General features: G+C 62.5%; 6 protein-coding genes. 2 read left to right on the top strand and 4 right to left on the bottom strand.

Features of this window, described 5'->3' with window-relative positions; genetic code table 11:
• Window positions 1-89: 89 nt before the first annotated feature.
• Both ACXAH8_RS16880 and pbpC read left to right on the top strand, forming a co-directional pair.
• Window positions 90-5,513, top strand: coding sequence for an alpha-2-macroglobulin family protein (locus ACXAH8_RS16880; protein ID WP_475219941.1), 5,424 nt, complete (start codon window positions 90-92; stop codon window positions 5,511-5,513).
• Window positions 5,510-7,570, top strand: coding sequence for a penicillin-binding protein 1C (gene pbpC, locus ACXAH8_RS16875; protein WP_475219940.1), 2,061 nt, complete (start codon window positions 5,510-5,512; stop codon window positions 7,568-7,570). The genes ACXAH8_RS16880 and pbpC overlap by 4 nt, the downstream gene beginning before the upstream one ends.
• Window positions 7,571-7,670: 100 nt before the next feature.
• Here the strand turns inward: pbpC and ACXAH8_RS16870 are convergent, their stop codons facing one another.
• From ACXAH8_RS16870 to ACXAH8_RS16855, 4 genes are read right to left on the bottom strand one after another with little or no spacing between them, the layout of a single operon-like run.
• Window positions 7,671-9,713, bottom strand: coding sequence for a hypothetical protein (locus tag ACXAH8_RS16870; RefSeq protein ID WP_475219939.1), 2,043 nt, complete (start codon window positions 9,711-9,713; stop codon window positions 7,671-7,673).
• Window positions 9,710-12,472: a DUF4159 domain-containing protein gene (locus tag ACXAH8_RS16865; protein WP_475219938.1), complete on the bottom strand. Its 2,763-nt coding sequence runs from the start codon at window positions 12,470-12,472 to the stop codon at window positions 9,710-9,712. Before ACXAH8_RS16865 ends, ACXAH8_RS16870 begins: the two co-directional genes overlap by 4 nt.
• Window positions 12,469-13,344, bottom strand: coding sequence for a DUF58 domain-containing protein (locus ACXAH8_RS16860; protein WP_475219937.1), 876 nt, complete (start codon window positions 13,342-13,344; stop codon window positions 12,469-12,471). Before ACXAH8_RS16860 ends, ACXAH8_RS16865 begins: the two co-directional genes overlap by 4 nt.
• On the bottom strand, window positions 13,341-14,348 hold the full coding sequence (locus ACXAH8_RS16855; protein WP_170379521.1) for an AAA family ATPase: 1,008 nt from the start codon (window positions 14,346-14,348) through the stop codon (window positions 13,341-13,343). Before ACXAH8_RS16855 ends, ACXAH8_RS16860 begins: the two co-directional genes overlap by 4 nt.
• Window positions 14,349-14,410 lie beyond the last annotated feature (62 nt).

Below are 14,410 nucleotides of genomic sequence, written 5' to 3'. Positions count from 1 at the left end.
TCAGCATCCGGGCAATCGGTGAAAAAGTGTTTAAGCCGTTGCCTGAAGGGCATCGCACGTGTCAAATTGACTCCAAACAGGAGGTCACAATGCACCGCTTTGTATTTTTTTCAATAACTTACATCATTTCAACTTTTGCCCTGACCCTGGGCGCTCTGGCCCAGACTGCCGTGCCCGAGTTCCGCTATGTCACGACCCGAGATGCGGATTTTTTCGGCTCGGATCTGGATGCGCTGTTCGATACGGATCTAAAGTCCTGCATCCGGGCCTGTTCGGCCAATCAAAGCTGCACGGCCTTTACCTATAACACTCGGTCGGATGCCTGTTTTCCTAAAAGCGGTGTGAACCGGCAGGAGCCCTATCAAGGCGCGGTGTCGGCACAGAAAGTATTCATCCCAGAACAGACCCTATTATTGGGGAAAACGCGCGCTGAGTCCCTCACATTCCTTCGCCAGAAAAACCTGAACGAAGCGTTTCAACAGGCCCGCGACCTTGGGTTTCGCCACTCTGCCGGAGGGCGTGACCTGCAGACTTTGCTGGAGTCAGCGCTAAACGCAGATACGGACCGGCTTGCGATGTTGTGGACTGGGGAGGCCGTGACCCTCAGCGATGCGTCCGACCTATGGGTTGAATACGCCCGGCTGCTGCTGCGCCTGAACCCGAACGGATATCAGGAGCAGCAGGACTTCCGCACCCGCGCGTTGAACGCCGCCATCAACGGATATCTGCGCGCGGACACACCGGGGGCCCAAATCGCGGCGCTGATGGTGATGTCAGACGCGCTGGAAGCGGTCGAACGCGGTCGCGATATGGTATCGGCGCTGCGGCTGGCCGAACAGGTCCAACCGCGTGAGGATGTCTTGGCAGCTTTGGACGATGCGATCGGTAAATACGGTTTCCGCATCATCGACAGCACGGTGGAAAGCAACGCCGCCGCACCGCGTATCTGCGTTGAGTTCTCGGAACCCTTGGTCAAGGCGGGGGTCGATTACGACCCGTTTGTGCAACGCAGTGACGATGGGCTGGTGGTACAGGTCGATGGCAAAAGCATTTGCCTAGACGGCGTTGCGCATGGTCAGCGCTATCGCTTTGCCCTGCGCGAGGGGCTTCCGGCGGCCTCGGGTGAGGCCCTCAACCGTACTGTCGAGCTGACGCACTACGTCCGTGACCGTGCTCCGTCGGTCCGGTTTCCGGGGCGCAGCTATGTGCTGCCGAAATCGGCGGATGCGGCCCTGCCGGTTGAGACGGTCAATACCGGTTCTCTGGACCTGACCCTGCGACGCGTCAGCGACCGCAACCTGATCCGGGCGATCCAGCAGGATTTCTTTGGCCGCCCCCTCAGCGAATGGCAGGAACGTGAGTTTTCGGACGAGATTGCCGAGGATGTCTGGACCGGCACAGCCGAGATCGCAAACGAGCTGAACCAGAGCATGACCGCCCGCCTGCCCATGGCGGAGGCGATTGCCGATCAACCCGCTGGGATCTATGCGCTGACTGCACGCGTACCTGGGGCCGATCCCTATGATGACCCAGGCGCAACACAGTGGTTCGTGCTGACCGATTTGGGGATCAGCACGGCTCTTGGCACCGACGGGCTGCATGTCACCGTACGCGGTCTGCACGATGCTACCCCGCGCGACGGGATCGAGGTTTCGCTAGTCTCAAACGCCAACGCGGTGATTGCCAAAGCGCAGACAGATGCCAGTGGCTATGCGCAGTTCGAAGCGGGCCTGACCCGCGGCAAGGGGGCAAGCGCACCAGCTTTGGTGATGGTTGTTGATGGGGATTCTGATTTCAGCTTCCTCTCTCTGACTGACCCCGCGTTTGACCTGTCGGATCGCGGGGTCGAAGGGCGCGCGCCTGCGGGTCCCGTGGATGTGTTCCTGACCACTGACCGAGGCGCCTATCGCGCCGGAGAGGTCATTCACATCACAGCTCTATCCCGCAACAACACAGCTCAGGCCATCGAAGGCCTGCCCCTTACCGCCATTCTCTATCGCCCCGATGGGGTGGAGTATCGCCGCGCGGTCTCGGATGGCGGTGTAGCGGGCGGCCACATCTTCAGCCTGCCCGTCGCCCCCGATGTGCCGCGTGGGACATGGAAGATTGAGATCAAGTCCGACCCCAAGGCCGACGCTCTGGCCCGTCAAACCGTGTTGGTCGAGGATTTCCTGCCCGAGCGCATCGACTTTGACCTCATCCTGCCGGACGCGCCTTTGCGCCCCGGCGATACGCCGCCCTTGCAGATCGACGCTCGCTATCTTTTCGGCGCGCCGGGGTCGGATCTGAGCATTGATGGTCAGGTCATCGCCCGCCCAACCGACGCCGTTCCGGGTTTTGAAACCTATCGCTTCGGCCGCTACGACGCCGAGACTTCAACCAAAAGCACCTATTTCGGCGATGCGCAGACGGATGCCTCTGGACAGGCCTCGATTGCCATCGAAATCCCTGTGTTAGAGACAAATGGCAAACCTCTAGAGGCGGAAGTTATCGCCCGACTTACCGATGGATCAGGTCGCCCTGTCGAACGCCGTCTGAGGGCTCCGGTCCGCTCTGCACAGGCGATGATCGGTATCCGCCCCCTGTTCGAGGATGTGATCCCCGAAGGCACCGAGGCCGCGTTCCAAGTCATCGGCCTGTCTCCGGACTTGACCGCTGAACCTATGCGCCTTCGTTGGACGTTGAACAGGCTGGAAACTCGCTATCAATGGTATCAGCTCTACGGCGATTGGAATTGGGAGCCGACCACGCGCCGCACCCGTATTGCCACCGGTGAGGTTGAGACAGGTGCAGAGCCACTGAACCTATCGCAGCCGGTTGACTGGGGACAGTATGAACTGGTGGTCGAACGCCTCGACGGCGCCTACGCGGAAACCGCCGTGGAGTTCAGCGCGGGCTGGTATCAGGCGGCAGACGCCTCCACGTCGCCTGACCGGTTAGAGATGTCGCTGGACCGCGACAGCTATCGCCCGGGTGAGACGGCGCAACTGCGGATCGTGCCGCGCATGGCGGGCGTGGCGCAGATCGAGGTCCTCTCGAACCGTCTGATCCACCGCCAGATGGTCGAAGTGCCAGAAGGCGAAACCGTGTTCCCGATCGATGTGACCGAGGATTGGGGCGCCGGAGCCTATGTCACCGCCACCGTGATCCGCCCCATGGATGTCGCAGCCGGACAGAACCCGGCACGGGCAATGGGTGTGGCCCACGCAACGGTTGAACCTGTCGGGCGTAAGTTGGATGTGGGCATTGATGTGCCGCAGGTGACCTCTCCGAGAACGACACAAAAAGCCCTTATTAGGGTCGAGAATACTCCAGAAGGTGAGCCTGTTTGGCTAACCCTGGCCGCCGTGGATGTTGGTATTCTGAATCTGACCGGTTTCGAAAGCCCCGATCCGCAGGGTTACTATTTCGGCCAGCGCCGTCTGGGCGTGGACCTGCGTGATGTCTATGGCCGCCTGATCGACGGCATGAACGGTGCAATGGGCACGATCCGCTCGGGCGGTGACAATTCGGGGATGCAGAGGCAATCTCCTCCGCCCACACAAGACCTGATGGCCGTTTTCAGCGGCCCCGTTCAGGTGGATGCAAACGGAGAGGTCGAGGTCGACATCCCTCTGCCCGCCTTCAACGGAACCGTGCGGCTGATGGCGGTCGCCTGGTCGGCGGCAGCCGTCGGACAGGCCGAGGCCGAGATGATTGTGCGCGACCCTGTGGTCGTCACAGCCAGCCTGCCCCGTTTTCTGGCCCCCGGCGACCAAAGCAGGATGTTGCTTGAGATCGTCCATGCCGATGGCCCATCAGGTGAGATGGCGCTGGGACTGACCGCCTCATCCGGGTTGGAGTTGGGAACAGCGCCCACCAGCTTTGTTCTGGAGGATGGCGGCAAAGCGGTGTTCGAAGTCCCGCTTCGCGCGCTTGCCGTCGGAGACCCGGAAATCAGCGTGGCGATCACGACGCCTGATGGGCGTGACTTGTCACAAACCCTCCGGATGCCGGTACGCGCAAACGACCCTATTGTGGCTCAAACACGGCGCTTTTCGCTGGGTACAGGCGACAATTTCCTGTTCACCCAGGACGTGTTCGATGGCTTCCAGCCCGGCACCGCAAAGGCGGTCCTGTCTGCAGGCGCTTTGGCAAAGTTCGACACGCCCGCCCTGCTGGATCAGCTGAATCGCTACCCCTATGGCTGCACCGAGCAAATCACCAGCAAGGCCCTTCCGCTGCTGTACCTGTCGTCCGTGGCGCAAGCTTCGGGGCTGGGTGACGGGCCGATTATGGATCAACGCATCGGTGACTCGATCCGCAGCATCCTGACCCGGCAGGCCCCGAACGGAGCGTTCGGCCTCTGGCGCGCAGAAAGCGGAGATTTCTGGTTGGACGCCTATGTCACCGACTTCCTCTCGCGCGCCCGATCGCAAGGCCACCCGGTGTCGGACCGCGCCTTTGCGCAGGCCATGGATAACCTGCGAAACCGCGTGAACTATGCCCCGGATTTCGACGAAGGCGGTGAAGATATCGCCTATGCGTTGATGGTGCTGGCGCGCGAAGGCGCAGCCTCGATGGGCGATCTGCGCTATTACGCGGATACCAAGGGTGACGCTTTCGACACCCCTCTGGCCGCAGCCCAACTTGGGGCAGCCCTGGCGTCCTACGGAGATCAAACCCGTGCCGATGCCATGTTCGCCCGTGCGGCCCAGCTGCTGCAGCGCCGACCCGCGCAGGAGCGATACCTGTGGCGGGTCGACTACGGCACAGATCTGCGGGATGCCGCCGGTCTTCTGACCCTTGCGGTCGATGTGGGCAGTCAGGCAGTGGATCGCGACGCGCTGATCCAGCGTGTCACCTCAAGCCGCGCGCATTTGTCGACGCAGGAGGCTTCATGGTCCTTGTTGGCCGCGCATGCGCTTGTAACAGACCCATCCGACTCGGGGTTGATGGTGAACGGCGCGCCTGTCTCGGGCCCCTTCGTTCAAGTGCGTGAGGCAGGGTTTACGGATGACCTGAACATCTCGGCTACCGCAGCCAACCCAACCGATATCACGCTGACAGTGACGGGCATCCCAACCACTCCGCCCGAGGCCGGAGGTACCGGATACGCCTTAAACAGAGCCTATTATTCGCTGGAAGGCGACCCACTGGACCCGTCTACCTTCATCGCAGGTGACCGCTTTGTAACCGTTCTAACCGTCACACCGTTCGAGAGCGGTGGAGCGCGGTTGATGATCGATGACCCTCTGGCAGCGGGGATCGAGATCGACAATCCCAACCTGTTGAGATCAGGCGATGTGCGCGCGTTGGATTGGCTGAACCTGTCCGACGCGACGCATACCGAGTTCCGCGCAGACCGCTTCTTGGCGGCGGTCGATCTGTCCGGCGGTGAGACGGTGACACTGGCTTATATGGCGCGCGCCGTCACGCCCGGTACGTTCCACCATCCGGCCGCTTCGGTCGAGGATATGTATCGCCCGCAAAACCGCGCGCGGACCGAAACCGGGCGGGTTGAGGTGCGGTGATCCCGCGCCCGTCATATCGACGCAAGGGGTTCGCCCCGGTCTTGCTGGGGTTGGCCTCTGCGCTCTACCTGACCGCCTTTGCGCGGGACCAGTTGGATGCGTGGGTAGACGCAACCGTCCTGCCACCTGTTCTGGCCGAAACCTCAGTCGAAATAAGGGACCGGTACGGATCGCTCCTGCGGGCCTTCCCGGTCGAGGACGGTATCTGGCGCATGCGCCCCGGCCCGGTGGACCCGGCGTTCATCGAAATGCTGGTTCGGTATGAGGATAAACGGTTCTGGTCGCATTCCGGTGTTGACCCCGTCGCGTTCCTTCGCGCTGCCGGGCAAGCCCTATGGAATGGGCGAACTGTTTCGGGGGGATCAACCCTGACCATGCAGGTCGCGCGGCTTATCGAGGATGGCTCAACCGGGCGCTGGAGCGGCAAAATTCGCCAAGTTAGGGTCTCATTGGCGCTGGAACGGCGTCAGAGCAAGCAGCAAATCCTAAACCTCTACCTGACCCACGCGCCCTATGGTGGCAATCTGGAAGGTCTTCGCGCAGGTAGCCGTGCGTGGTTTGGAAAAGATCCAGCGCGGTTGACCCCCGCGCAGGCCGCTCTACTGATTGCCCTTCCTCAATCGCCCGAGGTTCGACGCCCTGACCGCGCGCCGTCGACCGCCCGAGACGCGCGCGACCGAGTTCTGAAGCGGATGCAGTCCTATGGGGTTCTGACCGAATCCGAGACGCACAGCGCACTGACCGAAGATATCCCGGATCAGATGCGCCCATTTCCCCGTTTAGCCCCTCACCTGACGGACCGAGCGCGGCGCGAAAACCCGGGATCAGAGGCTTTGGATCTGACACTGGATGCTGAGCTGCAGGAACGGCTGGAGCCTCTTGTGGCGCAGGCGGCGGCGCGAGCGGGGCCTCGTATTTCGGGGGCGCTGATCGTAGCTGATCACCGCAGCGGAGGGATTCTGGCATCGGTCGGATCTGCGGGCTACGCGGGCGCGCGGCAAGGGTTTGTGGATATGACCCAAGCGCTGCGCTCTCCGGGATCGACGCTGAAACCCCTGGTCTATGGGTTAGCCTTCGATCAGGGACTGGTCCATCCCGAAACGTTGATCAGCGACAGCCCGGTGATGTTTGGCCGCTACGCGCCGCGCAATTTTGATGGCGTCTTTCGGGGCGATGTAAGGGTACGGGACGCGCTGCAACTGTCGCTCAATATCCCGGTTGTGCGGCTGACGGATGAGCTTGGGCCTGCGCGCGTGATGGCCGCCCTACAGCAGGCTGGAGCCCACCCGAAACTGAACGGAGGCACCCCAGGCCTTGCTATCTCACTGGGGGGTGTCGGGCTGAGCCTGCAGGATCTGGTGCAACTCTACGCCACGCTGGCCGCAGGTGGGCAAGGGCCAAGGTTGCGCCATGTGGCCTTGGCGGACCGCGCTGAGACGCCTCGGGTTCTGTCAGATGTCGCGGCATGGCAGGTGAGCGATATTCTGGCCGGTCTGCCTCCCCCACCGGGGGCCGCCGCGTTTGGCTTGGCGCATAAGACCGGCACATCTTACGGGCATCGGGATGCCTGGGCGATCGGCTTTGACGGCCAGCACGTCATCGGCGTCTGGCTAGGGCGCGCGGATGGCACTCCGGTCCCCGGCGCCTTCGGTGGAGAACTGGCGGCCCCTCTGCTGTTCGAAGCCTTCGGTTATCTGAAACCGACTGCCACGCCATTGCGCGCACCGCCGCGATCGACCTTGATCGTGGGGGCCGCCGAACTGCCGCAACCCCTACAACGCTTTCAGCCCCGAGGGGCAGCGTTCGACGATGACCCAAGCGCCCCGGAAGTGATCTTTCCGCCCAATAACTCGTTGTTAGAGACGAGTGGAGGCCCAGTGACCGTGAAACTACGTGGTGGAATTGGACCATTTTCGCTGCTTGCGGATGGCGTTCCGGTATTGACGGGGCAACGGCATCGCGAGTTCGAAATCCCGAACCCGGGTCGCGGGTATTCCGCACTCGTAGTGGTGGACGCCCATGGCGCGTCGGATCGGGTGTCAGTTCGGATCGACTAAAGCGTTTCGGGTTTTACCTGAATCATCGAGTGACACAAATTTCCCGAGAACGCTGAAAGCGTGGCAGGGTATTCGTGTCGCAGGCCTAACCCGATGCGATCTAACGACGCCCTTCGCGCAGCCATCCGCCCAGCAAGAACCCACCGGCCAACAGCAGAACCAGCCATGGTGGCAGCAGCCCGGCTTGCGTAACGTCGCGCGTCTCATAAGCTTCGCGTGGGGTAAGACCAATCCAGCCGCGCCCTGCAGCCGGACGCCCAGCGCGGACGTTGCGGATTGAGGGCAAACCCTCTTCCAGCCGGATCACACCACCGCGCATGGCGGCGATCACGGGTTCCAGCACGTCTCCTGTTGCAATGGTGCGCTCGAACTCTTTCGGTGCCGCAGGACCGAGGCCGATCACGGCCATCAAATCGCCCTCCTGCAGGCGATAAAGCCCAATCTCAGGCCCGAAATACTGCGCCTCGAACCGTCCGGGCGAAACCTCTTCAAGGGTGATCTCAAGCGTTTCGCCATTGGGCCGGGTGATCGTGACCTGTCCGACCTCTTCCTCGAGGGTCTGGCGAACAATGCGCATCGACTGGCCATTGGCCTCGGCCCAAAGCGCTTCTTCCTCAAGCTCGGGCTCTTTCATCATCCAATGGGCCAGTCGTCGCAGCAGTTCCAGCTGAGGCCCGCCGCCTTCAAAACCACGGCTCCACAGCCAGGCGTGGTCTGACGCCAACAGGGCTACCCGTCCCTCACCGACCCGGTCCAACACCAACAGCGGCCGGTCCTCAAGGCCGGTCATCAGCACCTGGCCCGAGCGCTCATTCACGTCGATCTGGCGAAGCCACGCACCCCAATCCTCAGAATCGCCAAGATTGGTGGTCACAGGGTGCCGATGCCCCAAATCGCTGACCATGGGAACATAACGCTCTTCGATCACCCGTGCCGTCGGTTGCGCTGGCAGACTGCCCGCGAGGGGCGAGCGGAAGATGCTGTCTGCGGTGGCGAAATCCGGGCCAGCGGCAATCAGCACAGCGCCGCCGCTGTCGATATAATCAGCCACGTTATCCAGATAGATCGCAGGCAGGATGCCCCGGCGTTTGTAGCGATCAAAGATGATCAGGTCGAAATCATTGATCTTCTCCAGAAACAGCTCGCGTGTCGGGAAGGCGATCAGAGACAATTCATCCACCGGGACGCCGTCCTGTTTCTCGGGCGGGCGCAGAATGGTGAAATGCACCAAATCGACCGAGCTGTCGGATTTCAGCAGGTTGCGCCAGGTGCGTCCGCCGGGATGCGGCTCGCCCGACACCAGCAGGACGCGCAGGCGGTCGCGCACGCCGTTCATCTGGATCAATGCGGTATTGTTGCGATCGGTCAGCTCACCATCGGCCTCCGGGACCGTGAATTGGATGACGTTCCGCCCACCATGCGGCAGAGAAACCGGCAGTTCGACATCCACGCCAATGGGTATACGGAATTCCTCCGGCTCGCCCCCATCAACCGAGATCTCAAGCGGCGCGCTGGTGGCCCCGCCCGGAGCCGCGCCGCTGTCTTCAACGCGCAGAGTCAGGGTTACGGGTTCACCAATGATGGCAAAGGCAGGCGCATTGCGGACGATGAGCCTGCGGTCCCAGTCGCTCGCGCGCCCGGTTTGTAAAAGATGCAGAGGCGCGGGCAGGTCAGGTGCTTGATCAACGTCATGAACAATCCCGTCCGAGACAACAAGTATACCGGCCACCCGCGCGCGCGGCTCCTCGGCCAGGGCCGCATTCACAGCGGCCATCACCTGCGTGCCTTCGTCGCCATCTCCGTCGCCCACGCGGATGCGGCGCAGTTCGGTATTGTCACGCGACTCGACTTCGGCCGCCAAGGCCTCAGCCGCTTGGGCGGTTTGATCGGCCCGGTCCGAGAGCGTCTGGCTGGCGCTTTCATCCTCGATCATCAGGACAATATCTGTCAGCGGCGCGCGGTCTTCGACCTGATAGACCGGACCGGCAAGTGCCGCGATCACTACCAACACGGCCAACCCACGCAAAGCCCACCCGGACAACCCACGCCAGACTGCCAAGACCACGCCTGCAACGGCGGTCGAGGCGACCACGAACAGTATGGGCCACGGGATCAGCGGATCAAAGATTACGGTTCCGGTCATTGTCCTAACCTGTCCAGCAGAGCAGGCACATGGACCTGATCGGATTTGTAGTTCCCGGTCAGCACATGCATCACCAGATTGACCCCAAAGCGATTGGCCAGCTCGCGCTGACGTTCCCCCGCATAGCCACGCCCGACGGGTAGAAGGGCCTGCCCGTTGCGATCCACCGCCCAGGCCCCGGCCCAGTCATTGCCGCCGATCACCACGGGCGTCACGTTGTCGTTGAGGTTACGGAAGGGCATCCCTTCGATCTGTTCGGCATCCAGCGGAGCGGCCTCAACCCAGACATCGGTTCCCGCGTAGCGACCGGGGAAATCCTGCAGAAGATAGAAGGTCCGCGTTAGCACATGATCGTTCGGAATCGGCTCTAACGCGGGGATATTAAGCGGCGCGGCCAGTTGCTGCAGCTTGCGCCCATTGGGGCTGGAGGCACCAAACCCTGCGATATCCGCATCGCGCGTGTCAAACAGGATCATACCGCCCGAGCGCAGATAGGCATTCAACTTGGCATAGGCCTCATCCGAGGGGCGCGGCTGATCTTGCGTGATGGGCCAATAGAGCAGCGGGAAAAAGGCCAGCTCATCCCGTTCCAGATCGACGCCAATCGGTGCAGCGGGTTCGACCGAGGTGCGGTAGTTCAACGTCTGAGCCAATCCTCGCAACCCAGCCTGCGCGATGTCGTCCACCTGGCTGTCACCAGTCAGCACATGCGCCAGAACCAGTTCATGTGTCGCGGCGAGGGCAAAGTCGCTCTCATCGGGCGACTGCGCCTGCGCCTCGGGCGCCATCAGCACGGCCCCCATGGCCATCGCCGCCGCCTTCGCCAGACCCAAACGACCCGACAAGGCCAAGGATGCGATGACATCCACGGTCAGCAGAATCAATGCGAGGCTCAGCAATACACCCCCGAGAGGCGTCTCGGTTGAGACCTCCTGCCCACGGATCGGTACATCTGCGGGCCAGATAACGGGGCTGAGCGTTGTCTCCTCGGACAAAACGTTCCGCGCCAGCTTTTGCTTCCCACTTTCATAGAGGCCGGGGCGAAGGTCGGGCCCGATCTGGCCTGACACCAGGTCAACCCCATCCACACCCGCCAGCGTACCGGCATCGGACAACGTGCCGAACCCGTCCATGATCTGGACCGGCTCCCACGTGGTGCCCTCCAATTGCGCGACCTGACGCGATTTCGCGGCCGAGGCGACGGCCAGACGGTCCAGCATTTCCACGAACAGGCCAGACAGCGGCAGGCTGGACCATTCCGCATCGGCGGTCACATGAAACAGGACAACCTGCCCCAAACCCAGCGCCTTGCGGGTGACCAGAGGGGTGCCGTCTGACAGCGACGCAATCACGCGATCGGCCAAGTTAGGGTCTGGTTGCGCCATAACCTGAGTGGACACGGTCACGTCGTTTGGTATCTGCAACCCGTAGAAAGGCGAATCCTCGGGGAACGGTGCCAGTGTCTTGGATTCCCCCCAACTCATCGCGCCGCCTACGGTACGCCCGCCGCTGCGCAGACGAACCGGTAGCAGCGTATCCTCTTCGTCGCGCCCCAGATCGCTGGCCGCCATGCGAGGGCCCGCAAACCGCAGCAACAGACCGCCCTGTTCGACCCATTCGATCAAGCCAACCTCTTCCGGACCCGAGATCTGGGCGACATCCGAGAGCACAATTACATCGGGATTTGCAGGTAGAACCTCGGGCAGGCCGCCCTCAACAAAATCGGCGGTGGGGATCAGAACCTGCGTGAGGTAATGGAGCGGCGACAACAGCTCCAACCCCTCGCGGTTGAGGGTTCCGGCGATCAGCGCAACCTCGCGCCGCCGCAAACTGTCATCGGTTAGCGTCACCGCCCCGGCCGAGCGCTGGCCCTGCAGCTCAAACCGTGTGATCCGGGCGCGCAGCTCAGACGGTAGAGCGAGGTCGATCTGGGTCTGTGTTTCTCCGGTTGCGAAAGTCATCTCGGCCGATTGCAGTATCCGTGCCGTGCCTGCCGGGTCACGGCCTTGCGCCAGAACGGTCACGCTCTCCTCCGGGCCCGGTTCGGCCCGCAATGCGTTCAATTGAATGACACCGTCCTGATAAACGGCAGGCAAAAGCGCCAGCGCCGTCGCGTTCGAGTGGTAGACGGTGACCCGCCCGCGGGACTGCAGTTCAGACACTAATTCTGTGTGTTTTTCATAGCCCAAGCGGTCGCTGAACCAATGCGTATCAAACCCGCCCTCGACCTGATCCAGCGCGGCGATGACCTGATCAACCTGATCCTCGGTCGGCTGCCACGGGTTCGGAACAAGGCCCGGCAAACGGTTGCGCCACGCCTCTGCCGCCTGGAACACCGGCGGTTCCGGCTCGGTCAGGCGCAGGATCGAGACGGGGCGGCCCGCGCGTCCGGCTTCGGTCAATTGCGCATCGATCTGGTCCAACGTCGACGACCAGCGCGTGGCCCCGGCCCAGCTTGCATCCAGCACCAGCATCAGGGGGCCAGTGCCCGTCTGATCGCGCGACGGGTTCAATACGGGACCGGCCAAACCGATGATGATCGCTGCCGCCGCCAGCATCCGCAGTAAAAGTAACCACCAGGGTGTCCGGTCCGATACGCTCTCATCATCTTTGAGGCCGAGTAGAAGTGTGACCGCCGGGAACATCCGACGGATCGGCGCGGGTGGGACCGCGCGCAGGATCAGCCACAGGATCGGCAGGGTCAGCAGACCCAACAACACCCATGGCGCGGTGAAACCGATGCCCGCCAAAACGGTCATTGAACACCCCCGTCCAGCGCACGATAGAGCCACAATAGAGCCGATTGCGCGCTTTCTCCGGTGTGGTGCAGACCCAATTGCCAGCCGGTCGCGCGGCACAGATGCGTCAGCGCATCCTTGCGCTCGGCAAGGCGGTCCAGATACCGGTCGCGCAGCTCTCCGGCCTTCAGCGTTTCATGCCGAACGGTGCCGCCGACGCTTTCAAAAATGGTGCGGCCCGCGAAGGGGAACGTCTCTTCCCCCGGATCGAGGACTTGCAACAAAACACCCCGAACGCCGCGATCTGCTGCTTTGGTCAGGGCCAGTTCAACCTCATCCATCGGGCCAAGAAAATCCGAGATGAACACCGCACGGGCATGAGGGATCATGGCGCGGTGTTCGGGTGGCGCGTAGTCGACCTCCGTGTCCTCTGACCACGCCTCGGCCAAACGAATGATCTGTGCGTTCCCGCGTCGGGGCGGCAGGGTTGTACCCGTCAGGCCAACACGTTCCCCGCCGCGCACCAGAAGGATCGCGGTCGCCAGACCCAACAGCCGAGCACGATCCGCCTTGGAGGGCAGCGCCTTATCCGACGCAAAGCGCATCGAGGCCCCCTGATCGACCCACAGCATGACCGACTGCGCGATCTGCCACTCGCGTTCGCGCACGAATTGCTGATCCCCGCGTGCCGAGCGGCGGTGGTCGATCATCCGGCGGCTGTCTCCGATCTGGGCGGGACGATATTGCCAGAAGTCGTCCCCCATGCCGGATCGACGTCGGCCATGGTCACCCAACAGAACAGTGCCTGCCAGATGTTCGGCCCGCGCCAATAGCGGCGGCAGCCGGGACGCCTCGGCCTCGGAACGTTGACGAAGGGTTAGCGCAGCATTCACGCCGCAGCCTCAGTGCGGATCAGGCCAGCCGCTGTGCTATCGATCAGATCGGCAAGGCTGTCGCCCCGCGCGCGCGCCGCGAAGTTCAGAGCCATCCGGTGGCTGAGAACCGGGCGGGCCATATCCAGAACGTCCTCGGCATTCGGGGCCAGACGCCCCTGCAACATCGCCCGCGCCCGCACGGTCATCATCAGCGCCTGCGCCGCACGCGGACCGGGACCCCAAGCAACGGTTTCAGCGACGCGATCCGAGACGCCCGCTTCCTCCGGGCGGAAGGCGCGGACCAGATCGAGGATCAGTTCCACAACCGAATCCCCCACAGGCATCCGGCGCAGCAGGACTTGGGCGGCCAACAGCTCTTCTTTGCTGAAGATCTGATGCGCCTCGTCCTCGGCCACGCCGGTGGTGGCCAGAAGGATATCCCGCTCAGTCTGGCGATCAGGGTATTCCACGTCGATCTGCACAAGGAAACGGTCTAGCTGAGCTTCGGGCAGCGGATAGGTGCCCTCTTGCTCAATCGGGTTTTGCGTTGCCAACACGTGGAACGGTGTGCCCAGCACCCGATCTTCGCCCGCCACGGTCACTGTGCGTTCCTGCATCGCCTGCAGCAAGGCAGACTGCGTCCGAGGGCTGGCGCGGTTGATCTCATCCGCCATCAGCAGCTCACAAAAGATCGGCCCCGAAATAAACCGGAAATGTCGGCTGCCATCATCGGCGGTGTCCAGAACCTCGGACCCCAGAATATCGGCGGGCATCAGGTCAGGCGTGAATTGAATACGGTTGCCATGAAGGCCCATCACGGTGGACAGCGTTTCAACCAGTCGGGTTTTTCCCAGACCCGGCAAACCGATCAGCAGGGCATGCCCCCCGCACAGCAGCGCCGTCAGGGTCAGATCCACGACCCTCTCCTGCCCGATGAAGCGGCGGGTGATCGAGGATTTCGCCTCTTGCAGCTTGTTTTCCAACGCTTCGATCTCGGACACGAGGTCGGCAGGTTCGGACATGACTTTCCCTTCCGTGGACTATTATAGATGAAGTCTATCGCGCTGAGAGGAAATGGCAAAAG

The organism is Ruegeria sp. ABV3_008, from assembly GCF_056161185.1.
This window is presented reverse-complemented; position numbering and strand designations above follow the sequence as displayed.

Excerpts from the sequence above, each read along its gene's own strand:
- ACXAH8_RS16880 (WP_475219941.1), top strand. The coding sequence starts at position 90 with ATGCACCGCTTTGTATTTTTTTCAATAACTTACATCATTTCAACTTTT.
- ACXAH8_RS16870 (WP_475219939.1), bottom strand. The coding sequence starts at position 9,713 with ATGACCGGAACCGTAATCTTTGATCCGCTGATCCCGTGGCCCATACTG.
- ACXAH8_RS16865 (WP_475219938.1), bottom strand. The coding sequence starts at position 12,472 with ATGACCGTTTTGGCGGGCATCGGTTTCACCGCGCCATGGGTGTTGTTG.
- ACXAH8_RS16855 (WP_170379521.1), bottom strand. The coding sequence starts at position 14,348 with ATGTCCGAACCTGCCGACCTCGTGTCCGAGATCGAAGCGTTGGAAAAC.